This window comes from Paraburkholderia susongensis (assembly GCF_900177725.1).
In the GTDB taxonomy this organism is placed as follows: Bacteria; Pseudomonadota; Gammaproteobacteria; order Burkholderiales; family Burkholderiaceae; genus Paraburkholderia; species Paraburkholderia susongensis.
This window is the reverse complement of sequence record NZ_FXAT01000004.1, coordinates 234,522-251,241: the sequence shown is the minus strand read 5'-3', so window position 1 is coordinate 251,241 and position 16,720 is coordinate 234,522. Positions and strand designations below refer to the sequence as shown.

General features: G+C 64.5%; 15 protein-coding genes. 9 read left to right on the top strand and 6 right to left on the bottom strand.

The genetic code is table 11. From position 1 onward, the window contains the following. Positions 1-166 precede the first annotated feature (166 nt). The 4 genes from B9Z01_RS14065 (at position 167) to B9Z01_RS14050 (ending at position 2,918) form a co-directional block, all read left to right on the top strand. Entirely contained in the window at positions 167-685 is a 519-nt protein-coding gene (locus tag B9Z01_RS14065; protein ID WP_085483961.1) for a DUF2778 domain-containing protein, read from the top strand. Next, complete coding sequence (locus B9Z01_RS14060; protein ID WP_085483959.1) at positions 666-926, top strand: hypothetical protein; 261 nt, start codon at positions 666-668, stop codon at positions 924-926. The genes B9Z01_RS14065 and B9Z01_RS14060 overlap by 20 nt, the downstream gene beginning before the upstream one ends. 178 nt (positions 927-1,104) lie before the next feature. After that, positions 1,105-1,746 carry a LysE family translocator gene (locus tag B9Z01_RS14055; RefSeq protein WP_085483957.1) on the top strand — a complete coding sequence of 214 codons (642 nt, stop codon included), beginning with the start codon at positions 1,105-1,107 and terminating at the stop codon, positions 1,744-1,746. A gap of 383 nt (positions 1,747-2,129) precedes the next feature. Further along, positions 2,130-2,918, top strand: a complete 789-nt coding sequence (locus tag B9Z01_RS14050; RefSeq protein WP_085483955.1) for a sulfite exporter TauE/SafE family protein — start codon at positions 2,130-2,132, stop codon at positions 2,916-2,918. 44 nt (positions 2,919-2,962) lie between these two features. On the opposite strand, the gene B9Z01_RS14045 is transcribed toward B9Z01_RS14050, so the two are convergent. The 3 genes from B9Z01_RS14045 to B9Z01_RS34860 form a co-directional block, all read right to left on the bottom strand. Next, positions 2,963-3,211, bottom strand: coding sequence for a hypothetical protein (locus B9Z01_RS14045; RefSeq protein ID WP_085483953.1), 249 nt, complete (start codon positions 3,209-3,211; stop codon positions 2,963-2,965). Between the two features lie 295 nt (positions 3,212-3,506). Then, positions 3,507-3,854 (bottom strand): BON domain-containing protein, encoded by a 348-nt coding sequence (locus B9Z01_RS14040; protein ID WP_085483951.1) that lies wholly within the window; start codon positions 3,852-3,854, stop codon positions 3,507-3,509. Positions 3,855-4,392: 538 nt separating this feature from the next. Beyond that, on the bottom strand, positions 4,393-4,728 hold the full coding sequence (locus B9Z01_RS34860) for a hypothetical protein (protein ID WP_143808941.1): 336 nt from the start codon (positions 4,726-4,728) through the stop codon (positions 4,393-4,395). Between B9Z01_RS34860 and B9Z01_RS14035 the strand changes: the two genes are divergently transcribed. The 3 genes from B9Z01_RS14035 to B9Z01_RS14025 all read left to right on the top strand — a co-directional run bounded on the left by B9Z01_RS14035 (position 4,715) and on the right by B9Z01_RS14025 (position 8,272). Next, on the top strand, positions 4,715-6,217 hold the full coding sequence (locus B9Z01_RS14035; protein ID WP_085484747.1) for a TAXI family TRAP transporter solute-binding subunit: 1,503 nt from the start codon (positions 4,715-4,717) through the stop codon (positions 6,215-6,217). The genes B9Z01_RS34860 and B9Z01_RS14035 overlap by 14 nt on opposite strands. Positions 6,218-6,455: 238 nt before the next feature. Beyond that, positions 6,456-7,106 carry a 2-hydroxychromene-2-carboxylate isomerase gene (locus tag B9Z01_RS14030; protein WP_085483949.1) on the top strand — a complete coding sequence of 217 codons (651 nt, stop codon included), beginning with the start codon at positions 6,456-6,458 and terminating at the stop codon, positions 7,104-7,106. Positions 7,107-7,279: 173 nt separating this feature from the next. Further along, entirely contained in the window at positions 7,280-8,272 is a 993-nt protein-coding gene (locus B9Z01_RS14025; RefSeq protein ID WP_085483947.1) for a LysR substrate-binding domain-containing protein, read from the top strand. Positions 8,273-8,347: 75 nt separating this feature from the next. On the opposite strand, the gene xdhC is transcribed toward B9Z01_RS14025, so the two are convergent. The 3 genes from xdhC to xdhA all read right to left on the bottom strand — a co-directional run bounded on the left by xdhC (position 8,348) and on the right by xdhA (position 13,017). Next, the gene (gene xdhC / locus B9Z01_RS14020; RefSeq protein ID WP_085483945.1) at positions 8,348-8,956 is read right to left on the bottom strand and encodes a xanthine dehydrogenase accessory protein XdhC; all 609 of its coding nucleotides are present in this window, start codon (positions 8,954-8,956) and stop codon (positions 8,348-8,350) included. 72 nt (positions 8,957-9,028) lie between these two features. Next, positions 9,029-11,398 (bottom strand): xanthine dehydrogenase molybdopterin binding subunit, encoded by a 2,370-nt coding sequence (gene xdhB / locus B9Z01_RS14015; RefSeq protein ID WP_085483943.1) that lies wholly within the window; start codon positions 11,396-11,398, stop codon positions 9,029-9,031. A gap of 71 nt (positions 11,399-11,469) precedes the next feature. Next, positions 11,470-13,017 carry a xanthine dehydrogenase small subunit gene (gene xdhA / locus B9Z01_RS14010; RefSeq protein ID WP_085483941.1) on the bottom strand — a complete coding sequence of 516 codons (1,548 nt, stop codon included), beginning with the start codon at positions 13,015-13,017 and terminating at the stop codon, positions 11,470-11,472. 388 nt (positions 13,018-13,405) lie between these two features. Here xdhA and B9Z01_RS14005 point away from each other — a divergent pair, with 388 nt between their 5' ends. Beyond that, positions 13,406-14,617 carry an MFS transporter gene (locus B9Z01_RS14005; protein ID WP_085483939.1) on the top strand — a complete coding sequence of 404 codons (1,212 nt, stop codon included), beginning with the start codon at positions 13,406-13,408 and terminating at the stop codon, positions 14,615-14,617. 885 nt (positions 14,618-15,502) lie between these two features. Next, a complete protein-coding gene (locus B9Z01_RS14000; protein WP_143808940.1) occupies positions 15,503-16,720 on the top strand; it encodes a lipopolysaccharide biosynthesis protein in 1,218 nt (405 codons plus the stop codon).

The following is a 16,720-nucleotide window of genomic DNA, read 5'->3' as shown; positions in this document are numbered from 1 at the left end:
CAGTGCAAGGCAAAGGCATGGCGAACATCAAACTTGCCGGAATGTCGCAACTCAATCACGTCGAGTCAGTTTCCCTCATGTACGGCCGCATCACATGGCATTACACGAAGGGGAACATCAAGTTTCCCGATGACCGTATGGAACGATAACAACCAGTGAGGAACCTATGGCTCTACAAGGCAGATTTGTAGTCGATAACAAGCCAGTTTTGTATCTGGATATGATGGGTATCGGGTCGTTTCCGGCGTTTTCAGGCGATGATATATACCGCAATCGAGGTGGATGCACTTCGGTAGCAGGCAAAGGCCCTTTGCCTGCCGGGAAATATTGGATCGTCGATCGACCTGGCGGCGGTATCGGTTCGAGAGCAGAGGCCTTTGCCAAAGATACATGGAACAGCGTCATGGGGGCTGCGACCGATCATTCGGAATGGTTTGGTCTGTATCGGAACGATGGTTTGATTGATGACTGGACGTGGGTGAATGGTATAAAGCGCGGCAATTTCCGGTTACATCCTTCCGGAGGAGGCGGACATTCGTTCGGGTGCATTACACTGCAAAGCCGTGTGGACTTTCACAATCTTCGGCAAGCGCTACTGCGAACTGGAACTATCCGGGTCGGCAGCTCAGACATACGCGCATATGGCTGGATCGAGGTAATAGCAAATGGAAGCACTTGCCCGTAAAGCGGCCAAGGTGCTGCTGTTCTGCGGACTGTTTTTTTTGGCCGGTCGGTATGTCCATACCTATCCGCTTCCAATGACGTTGTCTCAGCAACACTATTTAATTGTGATCTCGGAGACGTTCGGAGTTGCCGATTACGAAATGTTCTACATTGGCTCAATGATCGCTATCGACCTGGTTGTGACTATTCTGGCGTACTCGATCCTGATGAGACTTTGGCAGCGCTATTGCGCCAGAGAATAAATGAAAGCCCCCGTTGGGGTGCAGTTCAGGGCGGGCTTTTTTTCGCACGACGCAGTGAGCACGCGCGCGGCCGCGTGCCGTGTTCATCGCCGCCCTTGCCCGCGATTTTCGGCATGGCTATGCTGGCGGGTGCGTTGGCTGCCCAACTCAACCAGAACAACCGCCCGGGAACCTGCCCATGTCCACTAGCAGTCTTTTCTTCACCGCCGCGGGCGTCGGCCTTGCGATTGCCGCGCCGGTCGGCCCGATGGGCATGCTGTGCATCCGCCGCACGCTGAGCGGCGGCCCGCGCGCGGGGCTCGCGATCGGCTTCGGCATCGCGAGCGGCGACGCGGCCTACGGGCTGATCGCGGCGCTCGGCCTCGTCGGCATTTCGCAGTTCATGCTCGCGTACGACCGCCCGCTGCATCTGCTCGCGGGCCTTTTCCTGCTCTATCTCGGCGTGCGCGCGCTGCTGCAGAAGCCGCCCGCCGACACCTCCGACGCCAACGGCAACGGCAAGCTCGCGCAGGTCGGCCGCGCCGGCGCGCTGCGCGCGTACGCGAGCGCGTTGCTGCTCACGCTGACCAATCCGCAGACCGTCATCATGTTCGCCGCGCTCTTCACGACGCTCGCGCCGCGCGGAGCGTTCTCGCCGGCCATCGCGCTCACCACGGTGGGCGGCGTGTTCACGGGCTCGATCGCGTGGTGGTGTTTTCTCGTGACCGTGGTGTCGCTCGCGCGCCATGCGATCGGCACGAAACTGCGCGTCGCGATCGACCGCGTGGTCGGCTTCATGCTCGCGGCGTTCGGCGTCGTCGAAATCCGCCGCGCGCTTTGAGTCCGACAGTTAGCGGGCGCGGCATGGAGCGTGTTCGCGTTGTACTCCGGGCAGCCCCCGGCGCAGCATACGGCGCGTTCGCTTTGCACTCCGGGCAGCGCCCGGCGCAGCATACGGCGCATCGGCCCCGAGCACGTCCCGCACGCAGGCGCGGCAGTTTTGCGACAATAGCGCCTTTCGTCGCGCGGGCGGCGGCCAAGGCAACCGGTGCGGCGCACCCCGGCTTCATTCCCCGGCGCCTGTGCCGCAGTCGTAAAACGGGCGCGAGACGCGCCATGCCTCATCCCTGCCGCTGACCGCACGCGCGCCGCGCAGACCCGCCCGGCGCGCGCGCCGGCCTTGCCGCCCAACCATTCACCTCCGATCCGTCAGCTGTCCGCTCAATGGCTCTTCCCCACATCGATCTGCTGTACTCCGTCTCCGGCCTGTTCGTCGGCTTTCTGGTCGGGCTGACGGGCGTCGGCGGCGGCTCGCTGATGACGCCGATCCTCGTCCTGCTGTTCAACGTGCACCCAGCTACCGCGGTCGGCACCGACCTGCTCTACGCAGCCGCCACCAAGGCGACCGGCACGCTCGTGCACGGACTGAAGGGCTCGGTCGACTGGCAGATCACGCTGCGCCTCGCCGCCGGCAGCGTTCCCGCGGCGACGATCACGCTGATCCTGCTGCACCGTCATGGGATGGATACGCCGGGCGCGAGCCGGCTGATTCAGGTCGTGCTCGGCGCGGCGTTGCTCGTCACGGCCATCGCGCTGGTGTTCCGTCCGCAGCTCGCGGCGCTCGGCGCGCGCAAACAACGCGCGCCGAGCCAGGGACGCACGCTCGCGCTGACGATGCTCACGGGCGCGATCCTCGGCGTGCTGGTATCGCTGACCTCGGTCGGCGCAGGTGCGATCGGCGTGACGGTGTTGCTGCTGCTGTATCCGCTGCTGCCGACCACGCGCATCGTCGGCTCCGACATCGCGCACGCGGTGCCGTTGACGCTGCTCGCGGGCGCGGGCCATTGGCTGCTCGGCTCGATCGACTGGTCGATGCTGTTGTCGCTGCTGGTGGGTTCGCTGCCAGGGATCGCGATCGGCAGCTATCTGTCGTCGCGCGCACCGGATGCGCTGCTGCGCAATCTGCTCGCCGCGACGCTGACGCTGGTCGGGGGGCGGCTGGTGTTGTCCTGACGTGCCGGGCCGGCGCGACGCAATGATGCAATGGCTGATGCGCTCTACTTGAAAAACCGGCTAGTCAGATCCGCGTCGAACTGCCTGATCCACTGACCGTGACGCTCACGGTACGACTGCGCCCAGCCGCCGCGGCGCACGGTAACGAGACGCTCATGCGTGGGCTCGTCCGGGCTCGCGCTCGCGCTGATGTCGAAATGCACGGGCGCGAAGCCGTGCCGCGCGCACACTAGTTCGAAAGCGGCCCGATCGCCGATCGGCAGATCGATATAGCGAAAAAGCGTGGTACTCATGACGTTGACTCCCGTTCCTAACGTCAGAGTACGCCTCGGAATGCGTCAGCACTGTGTCGCAGCGCACGAATGCAAGGCGGCGGCGCCCATCGCGCGGCTCGCCGGGACGGGCCATCCGCCGCGTCCAGCGCTTGCCTGAAGTCAAAAACCGGCAGAGGACGGCGAAAGACAGCGGCGAAAAAAAGCCCCGGCGATAAAGCCGGGGCCTGATTGTCTACAAGACCGCACGCGATGACGCTTATGCGGCGCCGTCTGTATCGCGCCGCCCGCGCCATGCCAAGGCATGGCGCGCCGCTTACTGCTGCATGACGGTCAGCTTGTTCGTGACCGACGTCACGCCCGCGACGCCCTTGGCGGCATCGCCGGCGGTCTCGATCTGGCCCTGGCTCGGCACCGAGCCCGTCAGCGTCACCGCGCCGCCACGCGCGCGCACGGCGATGTTCGATACGTCGAGACCCTGGGTCTTCGCGAGCACGCCGCGCACCTTGCGGCCGAGCTGATGGTTCGCACGCTTGCCAGCCTTGACGCTGGCTGCCGCCGAGGTCGTGTCCGTCGCCGGACCGCTTGCCTGAGCGTACACGTTGCACGCCACCACCATCGCCACAACCGAACCCAGCGTTTTCAGAAAACCGACCGTCTTCATAGCTCTCTTCTCCTTGATTTCACATTGGACCGCATGTCAAGCGGCTTCGTTACGACTACGTGCGGCCATCGTGGCGCGAACGAACGCACCAGCGACGACCGGCTATGGCTACGACACGGTATGCGAGAGGCGAGAGAGGCCGGCTGCCACTCATCCTGTCCGTCATGTGCCGCCCGGCCAAGGGCGGCGCTGCGGACCGGCATGAAAACCGGCAAACCGCGAGGTCCGCCGGCGCACCCGGTTCTTGTCTGTCGTGCCGGGATCGCGCCGCGCAAACGCTGGTTCGCGGTAGCGATGCACAATTTAATCTAGCCGGAGCAGAAGCGCAAAGGGTTTAGCGCCCGGCGTGACGCGGCGACAGCGGGCGGCGGCCTGCGTAGTGATGCGTAGTAGATAGGGAGCGAGGGTGCGCACGGTTGATGCGAGGCTCAGACAGTGTTCACATCCGGTGCATGGACGACCCATGTGGGACTCGTGCGCGAGTCACGCGAGGCTTCCTTGCACTTCGCTTGCGGGTCATGCAACGGGCACGTGACGTTCACCGCAATTCGCCCCGCAACTCCCCTGCCGTTCCCCCGCAGTTCCCCTGTGGTTCACGATTTGTTACGCCTTTGTCGGCGAGCCGCCGCGCCGCGCGTTTCGCCGCCGCGCCAATCTCGGGTACCATCGGCGCGACGCGCACCGCCACGCGGTCTGCGAACTTGCGGACCATGACGATGCCCGGCCCGGCGGGACGGACGCTTCGGCGCGATTCATGCGAGAGCGTGGACGCGCGCGAAAGCACGCCGAGGCGCACCCTGCCGCACCGCCCGTCCGCTTTCTCGCTTTCGTCTTTTCGACTATCGCCGTTACATAATCCGATGAAGCCAGCCACCGGCCGCACCCGCCCTCCCCATCTCGTCGCCCGTTTTGTCGCGATCTCATGGCGCGACCTGGCGGTCTCGTTCGGCCCGCTCGTGCTGGTCGCCATCGTCGCGATCTGGGCCGCCGTGCGGCTCATCCAGCCCGCGCCGCCGAGCACGCTGACGATCAGCGCCGGCCCGGTCGGCAGCACCTTCTGGAATGCCGCGCAAAAGTACAAGGCGATCCTCGCGCGCAACCGCATCACGCTGAACGTGCTGGACTCGCAAGGCTCGCTAGAAAACCTCAAACGGCTCTCGGACCCGAAGTCGAACGTCGACGTCGGCTTCGTGCAGAGCGGCGTCACGCCGGGCACGGCAGGCAAAGACCTGATGTCGCTCGGCAGCGTCGCCTACGTGCCGCTCGCGGTCTTCTATCACGGCGCGCCCGTCAACTGGCTGTCCGAATTCAAGGGCCAGCGGCTCGCGATCGGCGCCGAAGGCAGCGGCACGCGTGAACTCGCGCTCGCGCTGCTCAAGGCCAACGGCATCGTGCCGGGCGGCCCGACCAAGCTGCTGCCGCTCTCCGGCGACGAAGCCGCCAACGCGCTGATCGACGGCAAGATCGACGCGGCCTTCCTCGCCGGCGATTCGGCGCAACCGGCGGTGATGGGCAAGCTGTACCGCACGCAAAACATCCGCTTCTACGATTTCACGCAGGCCGACGCCTACACGCGCCGCTTTCCATACCTGACCCAGCTGAAGATGCCGATGGGCGCGTTCGACCTCGGCAAGAACCTGCCGGCGAACTCGATCAACATCGTCGCGCCGACCGCCGAACTGGTGGCGCGCGACTCGCTGCATCCGGCGCTGTCGGATCTGCTGATCGAAGCGGCGCGCGAGGTGCACGGCGGCGCGACGATCATGCAGCGAGCCGGCGAATTCCCCGCGCCGATCGCGCACGACTTCCCGCTCTCCGACGACGCCGCGCGCTACTACAAGTCGGGCAAGAGCTTCCTGTACCGGATGCTGCCGTTCTGGATCGCAAGTCTTGCCGACCGGCTGCTCGTGGTCGTCGTGCCGCTGATCGTGCTGCTCGTGCCGGCGCTGCGCATCGTGCCGGGGCTCTACGCGTGGCGGGTCAAGTCGCGTATCTACCGCTGGTATGGCGCGCTGATCGCGATCGAGCGCAGCGCGCTCAGCGAACATTCGGCCGCCGAGCGCACGTCGCTAATCGAGCGGCTCGACACGATCGAAGACTCCGTCAACGGCATGAAAATGCCGCTCGCATACGCGGACCAGTTCTACGTGCTGCGCGAACACATCGGCTTCGTGCGGCGCCGGCTCACGGGAAGCCGCGACGCGCTGGGTCCGCGAGACGAAGAGGACGATGAAGCGGACGACGAAGCGGCGCAGCAGGCGGCAGAGCAGACGGCGAAGCCAACCACCGAGCCAACGGCTGCGCAAGCGGCAGGGCAAACAGCAGGGCAAGCATCGGAGCAAACCGGCGGCGCAAAAAGCTGAACGAACATGAACGAACAGCCGCCGACGCCAGCGAACCCGGCACCGCCCCTCCCTTCCTTAGCCAGCGAAGTCACGCCAACCAGTGCAAAGCGCCAGCGCCCTCCGGTTGGCGCTCCCGCACCCAGGGAATATCGACCGGGTGCAAACCGGGGCCGCACCGCGTAAGATCATTACAATTTTGACGCGATAGCAGACGCACCGTCCGCGCCGTCCGAAACAGGCAATCCGGGAGACATTTATGACCGTTGGCATCGCCGCCAAACAGCCGCTGTGGTTCTACGATTTCGTCTCGCCGTTCACCTACCTGTTGCTCGAGCAACACGATAAATGGCCCGGCTTCGACTTCGCGTTCAAGCCGGTCGTGTTGAACGATCTGTATCACCACTGGGGGCAGCGCTCGGCGTACAGCGTGCCCGCCAAGCGCACCTTCATGTACCGGCACGCGCTGTTTCGCGCGGAGCAGCTCGGCATTCCGTACCGCATGCCGCCCGCGCATCCGTTCGATTCGATGAAGCCGCTGCTGCTCGCCACCGCGGCGAACGGCGACGTTCAGTTCGTGCGCGAGATTTTCCGCTTCATCTGGCGCGAAGGCCGCGACCCGTCGAGCGACGAAGCGTTCGCCGAGTTGTGCGAACGCGTCGGCAAACCGGACGGCCCGGAGCTGATCCAGAACGAGGACGTGAAAGCGCAGTTGCAGCGCAATACGGCCGATGCGATCAGCCTCGGCGTGTATGGCGTGCCGACCTTCCGTCTGAACGACCAGTTGTTCTGGGGCGAGGACGCGCTGCCGATGGTGCTGTATTGCGCGCGCACGCCGAACTGGCTCGAGTCGCGGGAAGTGAAGCGCATCAGTTCGCTGCCGTGGGGGCTCGCGGATAAGCCGGCGTAAGCGCGCCTGAACGAGCGCCGCGCTGATGCCGGCCATACCGCGCCCGCTATGCCGCTCCCCGCAAACCAGCCTAAGGTTATAACCTTTGCACCCCGCGCGTGGACCGCGCGGCGGGCAAGCTGGGCGCCACGCTTCACGCGGCCCCACCCCGCCCGCGCCGCCACGCTTTCATCATGGACGAAACCGCCGCCTCACTCGATATCTGGCTCGTGCGCGTGCTGCGCACGCTGCTCGTCGAGCGCAGCGTCACGCAGACCGCGCAGCGTCTGAATCAAACCCAGCCCGCGATCAGCACCGCGCTGCGCAAGCTGCGCGAAACGCTCGGCGATCCGATCCTCGTGCGCGGCAAGTCGGGCATGGTGCCGACCGAATACGGCGAGTCGCTGCTCGCGGCCGCGCAGCGCGTGCTGCGCGACGTCGATTTCGTCGCGACGCCGCACGGCGACTTCGACCCGGGCCGCTCGCGCCGCACCTTCCGCGTGGCTGCGCCCGATTATCTGAACGACTTCTTCATGCCGACCGTGATCGCGCGGTTTCGCGAGGCAGCGCCGCATGCGCGGCTCGAGATCGAATCGCTGGGACCGCAGTTCGATCATTCGGCCGCGCTCGACGCCGGCGAACTCGATCTCGTGATCGGCAACTGGCCGAAGCCCGATCCGCGCTTCGAGCGCAGCGACCTGTTCTCCGACACCGTGGTATGCATGATGCGCGCCGATCATCCGTTGACGCGCGAACCGCTCACGCGCGACGCGTATCTGGCCGCGCCGCATCTCGCGCCGACGCCCTATAGCGGCGCGCGCGGCGGCGCGATCGACACGGGTTTCGCGCGGGCGCGCGCCGAGCGGCGCATCGTCGCGACGTTGCCCTACTTCGGGCTCGTGCCGCAAACGCTGCTGCAATCGGATCTGATCTTCACGACGACGCGCCGCTTCGCGATGCATTACGCGAGCATGCTGCCGCTCGCGGTCGTCGAAGTGCCGATCGCGTTTCCGCGCATCAGGTGCTATCAGTTCTGGCATCCGCAGCCGGATCGGCCGAGCGATGTCGGCTGGTTGAGAACGCTGATGTCCGGGGTATCGAATGAACTGGTCGCGCAGAGAATACCGCGCGTGAAATCGCGGGTGACGCAGGCGGGCGCAAAGGCGGTCACGAAAGCGCAGCCGTAAAAAGACGAGGGGGACGGCGCCTAAGCGCCGTCCCCCTCGAACGTTCGCGCAAACTCTTTGCGCCGTGATCGTGGTCTACATCGTGGCTGGCTCCACGGTCCGCCCGAGAGCATCCGCGTCGCGAATCCGCGCCGGCCCGTCAACCCGATCCACGCCCTGCTGCGTTCTCAATTGCAGCAACTGCGCGCACACGGCAACCGCAATCGCCGCAGGCGCTTTATCGACGATCCCCTCGACGCCGATCGGACAGGTCATGTCCGCAAGCCGCTCGAGTTCGACGCCGCGATCGAGCAAACGCCGCTCGAATTTCACGCGCTTCGTCTTCGAGCCGATCATGCCGAAGTAGCTGAAATCGCGCCGCCGCATGATGCGCGCGGCCAGCGAAAAATCGAGCGCATGGTTGTGCGTCATCACGAGAAACCACGCGCCCGGCGGCGCCGCGTCGACAATCGCCTCGGGCGTGTCGGTCGCTTCGACCTGCACGTTGTGCGGCGTTTCGTCGGGGAACAGTTCGTCGCGTTCGTCGACCCATTGCACCACGCACGGCAGACTGCCGAGCAGCGTCACGAGCGCATGCCCGACATGTCCCGCGCCGAACAGCACGATATGCATCGGCGCCGGGCGCGGCGCGAGATCGGACGCGGCATTGCGTCGGCCGATCCGGACCGGCGCGCTATCGTTCATCGCGCACGTCCCGCTTTGAAGATCATTGATACGTACTCCCATGCTTCGCTCCCGCTCGTTTTCCTCTCGCCGTCAGTCCTGCCGCGCCGCTGTGGTGGCGGCACGCACCGCGCCGACCGCCTTGAGGATTTCCTCGCTGGTCGCGGGCGCGTTGAGCGGCGGATTGACCTTGTGCCCGCCCACCGCCGACACCGCGTCGCGCACCGCGAAAAACACCGAGAACGGCAGCAGCAGCGGCGGCTCGCCGGTTGCCTTCGAGCGGTGGATGCTGTCCTCGGCGTTGCGGTTCTTGAAGAGCCGAACGTTGAAGACCGGCGGCACGTCGTTGACGGTCGGAATCTTGTAGGTCGACGGCGCATGCGTCATGAGCTTGCCGCCCGCGTTCCACCACAGTTCCTCGGTCGTGAGCCAGCCCATGCCCTGAATGAACGCGCCTTCCACCTGGCCCACGTCGAGCGCCGGATTCAGCGACGCGCCCACGTCATGCAACGCATCGGCGCGCAGCACGCGCATTTCGCCGGTCAGCGTGTCGATCACGACTTCCGACACCGCCGCGCCGTACGAGTAGTAGTAGAACGGCCGGCCCTGCAGCTTCGACTGATCCCAGTAGAGTTTCGGCGTCGCATAGAAGCCATCGGACCAGAGCTGGATACGCGCGACGTAGGCCTTCGCGACGAGCTCTTCGAACGGCACGGCCACATCGCCGACCACCACGCGGTCATGCACGAAGCGCACGTCCCGCACGTTCACCCGGCCCGCGCCGAAGCGATCGGCGGCAAACGCGGCGAGCCGTTCGCGCAACTGACGCGCGGCGTCCTGGGCGGCCTTGCCGTTCAGGTCGGAACCGGTCGAAGCCGCTGTCGCCGACGTATTGGCGACCTTGCTCGTATCGGTCGCGGTGACGCGAATGCGGTTGAAGCCGACGCCGAGTTCATGCGCGACGACCTGCGCGACCTTCGTGTTGAGCCCTTGGCCCATTTCGGTGCCGCCGTGATTCACGAGCACCGAACCATCGGTGTAGATGTGCACGAGCGCGCCGGCCTGGTTGAAGTGCGTCACGTTGAACGCGATGCCGAACTTGACCGGCGTGAGCGCGAGCCCTTTCTTGAGGATCTCGTTGTTCGCGTTGAACTCGTCGATCGCCGCGCGGCGCGCGCGGTAGTCGCTCGTCGCCTCGAGTTCGTCGATCAGCTCGTGAATCACGTTGTCTTCGACGACCTGGCCGTACGGCGTCTGGTTGCGCTCGGTCTTGCCGTACAGGTTGCGGCGGCGCACGTCGAGCGCGTCGAGGCCGGCCGAGCGCGCGACGTTGTCGATGATGTACTCGATCGCGAACGCGCCCTGCGGGCCGCCAAAGCCGCGAAAGGCGGTGTTCGACTGCGTGTTGGTCTTGCCGCAGAAGCCGTCGATCGATACGTCCGACAGCCAGTATGCGTTGTCGAAGTGGCACAGCGCGCGTGTCATCACCGGGCCGGACAGGTCGGCGGAAAAGCCGCAGCGCGAGGTCATGTCGACCGCGACGCCTTCGATCACGCCCTCGTCGTCGTAGCCCACCTCGTACGTGTAGTGAAAATCGTGGCGCTTGCCGGTCACCATCATGTCGTCGTCGCGGTCCGGGCGCAGCTTGACCGGGCACAGCAGCTTCCATGCGGCGAGCGCCGCGCAGCACGCGAACAGCGCCGACTGCGATTCCTTGCCGCCGAAACCGCCGCCCATGCGCCGGCATTCGATCAATACGTTATGCGAAGCAACGCCGAGCGTGTGCGCGACGAGGTGCTGCATTTCGGTCGGATGCTGCGTCGAGCAGTAGACGTGCATGCCGTCGTCATCCTTCGGCACCGCGTAGGAAATCTGCCCTTCGAGATAGAACTGCTCCTGGCCGCCGAGCAGCATTTCACCCGCCTCGCGACGCGCGGCGCGTGCGATCTTCGTGCCGGCATCGCCGCGCGCGAGTTTCATCGGCGGCAGCACGAACTGGTTCGCGGCGCGCGCCTGCTGCGCGGTCAGAACCGCCGGCAGCTCCTCGTAGACCACCTCGGCGAGACGCGCCGCACGCCGCGCCGTATCGTGCGAGGTCGCGACCACGATGAACATCGGCTGGCCGACGTATTGCACGACGCCATCGGCGAGAATCGGATCGTCGCCGTGGATGATCGGGCCCACGTCGTTGACGCCGGGAATGTCGTCGGAGGTGAAGACCGCGACCACGCCGGGTGTCGCGCGCACCTTGTCGAGCGAGATCGACACGAGCTTCGCGTGCGCTTTCGCCGAGAGCCCGAGCGCCGCGTGCAGCGTGCCGGCCATCTCGGGGATGTCGTCGGTGTAGGTCGCGCGGCCGCTCACGTGCAGATGCGCCGATTCGTGCGGACGCGACACGTGGACCTGGGTGAAGTCGTCGAGATCCTGAAGCTCTTTCAGAAACGGTTCGGCTTGCTGGTTCATTATTGAGTTCTCCGTATTCCTTGAACGCGCGCTCTACACGCGTTTCGCATGCGCTTCGAACGCGCCGTCTCTCAAGCGCCCGCGCCAGCAGGCACGCATCCCGATGCGCATTCGCCGGCCGCAACGACCGCGCGCACATCGAGTGCGCTCTTCGGCAGTGGATGCTGCGTGCGCGTTTCGAGCCAGAAGCGGTACAGCGTATTTTTCGCGGCTTCGAGACGGTAGTCGCTCGTCGCTCGCATGTCGGAGAGCGGCGCGTAGTCGTTGCCGAGCGCGAGCATCGCGGCCTGCGCGGTCGCCTCGTGCCATTCAGCGTCGCGCAGCACGGCTTCGGCATGCGAAGCGCGCTTGGGCGTCGCGGCCATGCCGCCGAACGCGATGCGCGGCTCGCGGATCACGTTGCCATCGGGGATGAACGAGAACGCCGCGCACACGGCCGAGATGTCCGAGTCGAAGCGCTTCGAGAGCTTGTAGGTGCGAAAGCGCAGATTCGCGCGCGCGCCGGTGCGCGTGGGCACCTTCACGCCGACCACGAACTCGTGCCCGGCCATGTCCCTCTTCTGATACGCGAGGTACAGGTCTTCGAGCGGCATCTCGCGCTCGATCTCGCCGCCGCGCACGATCACGCGCGCGCCGAGCGCGATCAGACCCGGCATCGAATCGCCGATCGGCGAACCGTTGGCGATATTGCCGCCGAGCGTGCCGGCATTGCGGATCGGCAGCGACGCGAAGCGCTGCCACATTTCGGTGAGCTCCGGATACTGCTTCGCGATCTCCGCGTACGCTTTCTCGACGCTCACGCCCGCGCCGATCTCGATCCAGTCGTCGTGGGTTTCGAGCTTTTGCAGCTCGTCGATCTGACCGACGTAGACGATGTTGCCGAGTTCGCGCATCTGCTTCGTGACCCACAGGCCGATGTCGGTGCTGCCCGCGAGAATGCGCGCGGCCGGTTCCGCTTCTTTCAGTTGCGCGAGCGCGGCGACCGTACGCGGCGCGGCGAATTGCTGGCCGGCATGCTCGTAGCGGAAGGTGTCGTCGCGCCCGATCGAGGCCAGTGCGGCGGCGAGCGCCTTCACGTTCACCGGCGCTTGCGGCGCGGGCGCTTCGAACATGTGCTCGGCCGCGTCGATGATCGGCCGGTAGCCGGTGCAGCGGCACAGGTTGCCCGTGAGCGCATTGCCGATCGTCTCGCGCGAGGGCACCGAGCGGTTCGCGCAGCCCTGCTCGTGGCCGTGTTTCTCGTAGAGCGCCCACATCGACATGATGAAGCCCGGCGTGCAGAAGCCGCATTGCGAGCCGTGGCAGTCGACCATCGCCTGCTGCACGGGATGCAGCGACCCGTCGGGCTGGCGCAGGTCTTCGACCGTGAAGAGCGCGCGGCCGTCGAGCGTCGGCATGAACTGGATGCACGCGTTGACCGCCTTGAAGTCGACGCCGCCCGCCGCGTTGCGCTCGCCGATCACGACCGTGCACGCGCCGCAGTCGCCTTCCGCGCAGCCTTCCTTGGTGCCGGTGCAATGCGCGTCCTCGCGCAGATACTGCAGCACCGTGCGGGTAACGGGCGCGTCCTTGATTTCGCGGATCGCGTTGCGGTGATAGAAGCGAATCGGCTCAGTCATGTCTCGTTGCTCTCTGTGGTTCTGTGTCCGCGCGCAGGCGCCGCGACGATGGTTTGAAAGCTATCACCGTCAATAAACGCAACCCATAGCGCGAATCGCATGCGGGACATATCCGCAAAACGATATCGGGATGAATTTGCGCGGCGCTGTGCTTATGTTGGAGGTGTATTTCTGCCGCTTTTTTATTATTTCTGCGGATTTAACGCCATTAAAAATAATGGCGTGCAACGCCGTCCGGCCAAAAAACACCCAGTGGCATGCCAAAAATCGACCTTTATATAGCTTCGACTAGCCGTTTAACCCGGCCATTATTTGAGCAACTCCTGCAAGGGAATCGGTTCCATGGGAAAATCACGCCTTTCCGTCGATTTCAAGTCTCGTTTTCCCGATGTCCACCGACTCCGCACCCCGCCGCAGCGAATTTGCCACGACCCTTCAGATCATTCCTGTCGTCTTTTTCACGTTTCTTTGCTACCTGACGATCGGCATTCCGCTCGCGGTGCTGCCGGGCTACGTGCACGACGACCTCGGCTATAGCGCGGTGCTCGCGGGCGCGGCGATCAGCGTGCAATACCTCGCGACGCTCGCGTCGAGGCCGCTCGCGGGCCGCTCGGCGGATACGCTGGGGCCCAAGCGCACGGTGTCGATCGGCTTGCTCGGTTGCGGCGCGAGCGGTGTGTTCCTGCTGCTCGCGGCGCTGGCCGGGCACTGGCCGGTGCTGAGCCTCGCGTTGCTGGTGTGCAGCCGCCTCGTGCTCGGCTTCGGCGAGAGCCTGTGCGGCACGGGCGCGATTCTGTGGGGTATCGGCCGGGTGGGCACGAACAACAACGCCCGGGTGATTTCGTGGAACGGCATCGCGACCTACGGCGCGCTCGCCATCGGCGCGCCGCTCGGCGTGGCGCTTTCGCATGCCATCGGCTTTACCACGCTCGGCATTCTCGTGATCCTGCTCGCGGCGCTCGGCTACTACCTCGCGCGGCTGATCGCGCCGGTGCCGGTCGTCCACGGCGAACGGATGTCGTACCGCAGCGTGTTCACGCGCGTGCTGCCGCATGGCATGGGCCTCGCGCTCGGTTCGGCCGGCTTCGGCTCGATCGCGACTTTCATCACACTGTTCTATGCCGCGAGGCACTGGCCGAATGCGGCGCTGTCGCTGACGCTGTTCGGCACGCTCTTTATCGGCGCGCGCCTGCTGTTCGCGAACACGATCAAGACCTATGGCGGGTTCCGCGTCGCGATTGCGTCGTTTTCATTCGAATGCGCGGGTCTCCTGATGCTGTGGCTCGCGCCCGAGCCGCATATCGCGCTCGCTGGCGCCGCGTTGACCGGCTTCGGCTTCGCGCTCGTGTTCCCCGCGCTCGGCGTCGAAGCCGTCGGGCTCGTGCCGCCCGCGAGTCGCGGCGCGGCGTTGTCGGCGTATTCGGTGTTTCTCGATCTGTCGCTCGGCATTACCGGGCCGTTGGCCGGGTATATCGCGGGCGAGTTTGGTTACGGCTCGGTGTTTCTGTTTGCCGCGATTGCCGCGGCGGCGGCAGTGGTGCTGTCCACCGTGCTTTATCTGCGCAATGCGAAGGTCACCAACCTGACTGCGGCATTGTGAGTTTTCGAGGGCGGACCGGCAATCGGCCGCCTTTCGTTGGCCCCTTGCTGGCCCCTTGCTGTACTTTTGCTGTCTGCTCGACAGCACAATAAAAATAAATTCATTGCCTCGTCACAAACGTTCCTATACGTTCAGGCACGCAGAACACTCCTCCAGATCAATGGCTCCCGATGCCGCACGAGTGTGTGACAAGGCACATTCTTTCGCAAATTCGCCAGCTATAAAGTCCCAAGTCTTCCGTGTCCGCCAGCGTTCGGTCGAACCGCAAGTTCACCGCGGTCCTCACATGAGTCAACCGATATCTGGCGACATCGAGGCAAGTCCGAAACGAAAAATAAAGTTGCCATTCATTTGCATGGCGCGTGCGTGCTCGTGTACGGCGAATCGTTCATAGCGGCTGCGGCCGCAATTATCCAATCGCACGGCAATGGCATCTGCGCTGCGCGCGGCCTATAGGTAGTCCATGAGATAGCTCATGAGATCGGCTGCGGCGCAGAGGAACAACGAGCGGTAATGAAGTGAAATGATACTAAGAATACCTTAACAATCAACGAGTCAAAGCGATCCGCTATGATTCGAGCCAGAGAGAATACCGTTTGAATGGGGGCGTTGATTTGCGGAGCAACCCATCAGACTAAAGACATGTTCTTTGGCCTATGGAGCGGCTCGCATTCCGGCACGCGCAGCTCGCGGCAGAGAAACTCAACCGGCAGGAAAATAAAAAGGGATTGTGTGAACGCGCTTCATTTTCTCGAGCTTTCATCCGATCACAGCACGCCCAACCTGCACAGCGGGCTTTCACGCAGCGCAAGCTGAAGAGGCGTCGTGAATCCATTCGTCCGGCTCCTTTTCTCGTCGCTGACGGGCGTGTTGTGCGAAAAAGTCGTGGGTGCGCTCGCCGCTGTCGCCAGCAACCATCTTTTTGCCAACATCTACGGCGCGCGCCTCTTCGGCGAATTGCAATTCGCCTTGTCGCTTTCGGCTGTCGCCGGAAGCACCGCCCTGCTGTTCAGCGCTCAATCCGTTGCGCCGATTCTCGGCAAGCATCCGCGGCTGCGCCATCTCGTGTTTTATCGCGCCTTCCGTCTGCGCCTCTTTTCGACGCTCGGCGTCATGTTGGTCTTCTCCCTCGGCGCATGGTTTCTGATGATTCGTGCCAGTGCCGAACTCGCCATCGTCGCGGGTTTGCTACTCATCGTCGAACCGATCGCGCTCGGTTCGTTAATGGCGTATGCCGAGAAAAGCCCTTGGGTCGTGACCCGCGCCAAGACTCTGGCAAGCGGCGTCCGGGTGCTATGGCTGTTCGCCGCGGCGCATGCTTCGGCCGGCGCGCTGATCGCGTCGATTGCATGGCCCATCGAAGCCATCGTCGCGGCAGCAGGACCTTTTCGGCGCTATCGTCAATTGGCGCTCAAAACGCCGCAGTCGCTTGCCGGCGACGATGTCGTGACGAAAACCCTCGTGATTCGCGGACTCAAATTCTGGCCGGCGGTCGCGGCTGGCGTTCTGGTCGTGAGACTGGATCGTGTGCTGTTAGGGATGCTGATTTCGAAGGCGGACCTGGGCATCTATTCGGCGGCGGCATCGCTCGTCGAACAATGGAATTCCGTCGGCGCAGCGCTCGCTCTGGCGCTCGGCCCGAGCATGGTATTCATCGCACGAAATGAAATACAGCTTCGCGAGAAGGCGCAAAAGCTCGGCATTTATCTAGGCATCCTCGGCGCCGTCGCCTTCGTGGGCAGTCTGTTCATAGGCCGTACCGTGTTTCTGCTCATCTATGGCCCGAACTTCGCGGCCGGGGCGCCTGTGATGATCTACGCCACCGCCTGCTCGATCGTGTTGTTCGCCGATTACGGACTGACCACCTGGTTCATCGCCGCACGCCGGTACCGGCTGATTCTGATCAAGCAGGGGGTGACGCTACTGTCCATCGCGGCTTCGCCGTTCATCGCGCCGAAAATCTGGATCATGTTTGCGCCTTCCACAGCAACGGCTGCGTCGCTGATCGCCTTCTGGTGCGTCATTTATGGTCAGAACGCGTACCGTATGAGCAAAGTCAGAAAACCCTCGCCATCGAATTCATTCCCCGGCCCGAATCTCTGA

Coding starts and splice junctions, on each gene's coding strand:
- B9Z01_RS14065 (WP_085483961.1), top strand. CDS start 167: ATGGCTCTACAAGGCAGATTTGTAGTCGATAACAAGCCAGTTTTGTAT.
- B9Z01_RS14060 (WP_085483959.1), top strand. CDS start 666: ATGGAAGCACTTGCCCGTAAAGCGGCCAAGGTGCTGCTGTTCTGCGGA.
- B9Z01_RS14055 (WP_085483957.1), top strand. CDS start 1,105: ATGTCCACTAGCAGTCTTTTCTTCACCGCCGCGGGCGTCGGCCTTGCG.
- B9Z01_RS14050 (WP_085483955.1), top strand. CDS start 2,130: ATGGCTCTTCCCCACATCGATCTGCTGTACTCCGTCTCCGGCCTGTTC.
- B9Z01_RS14045 (WP_085483953.1), bottom strand. CDS start 3,211: ATGAGTACCACGCTTTTTCGCTATATCGATCTGCCGATCGGCGATCGG.
- B9Z01_RS14040 (WP_085483951.1), bottom strand. CDS start 3,854: ATGAAGACGGTCGGTTTTCTGAAAACGCTGGGTTCGGTTGTGGCGATG.
- B9Z01_RS14035 (WP_085484747.1), top strand. CDS start 4,715: ATGAAGCCAGCCACCGGCCGCACCCGCCCTCCCCATCTCGTCGCCCGT.
- B9Z01_RS14030 (WP_085483949.1), top strand. CDS start 6,456: ATGACCGTTGGCATCGCCGCCAAACAGCCGCTGTGGTTCTACGATTTC.
- B9Z01_RS14025 (WP_085483947.1), top strand. CDS start 7,280: ATGGACGAAACCGCCGCCTCACTCGATATCTGGCTCGTGCGCGTGCTG.
- xdhC (WP_085483945.1), bottom strand. CDS start 8,956: ATGAACGATAGCGCGCCGGTCCGGATCGGCCGACGCAATGCCGCGTCC.
- xdhB (WP_085483943.1), bottom strand. CDS start 11,398: ATGAACCAGCAAGCCGAACCGTTTCTGAAAGAGCTTCAGGATCTCGAC.
- xdhA (WP_085483941.1), bottom strand. CDS start 13,017: ATGACTGAGCCGATTCGCTTCTATCACCGCAACGCGATCCGCGAAATC.
- B9Z01_RS14005 (WP_085483939.1), top strand. CDS start 13,406: ATGTCCACCGACTCCGCACCCCGCCGCAGCGAATTTGCCACGACCCTT.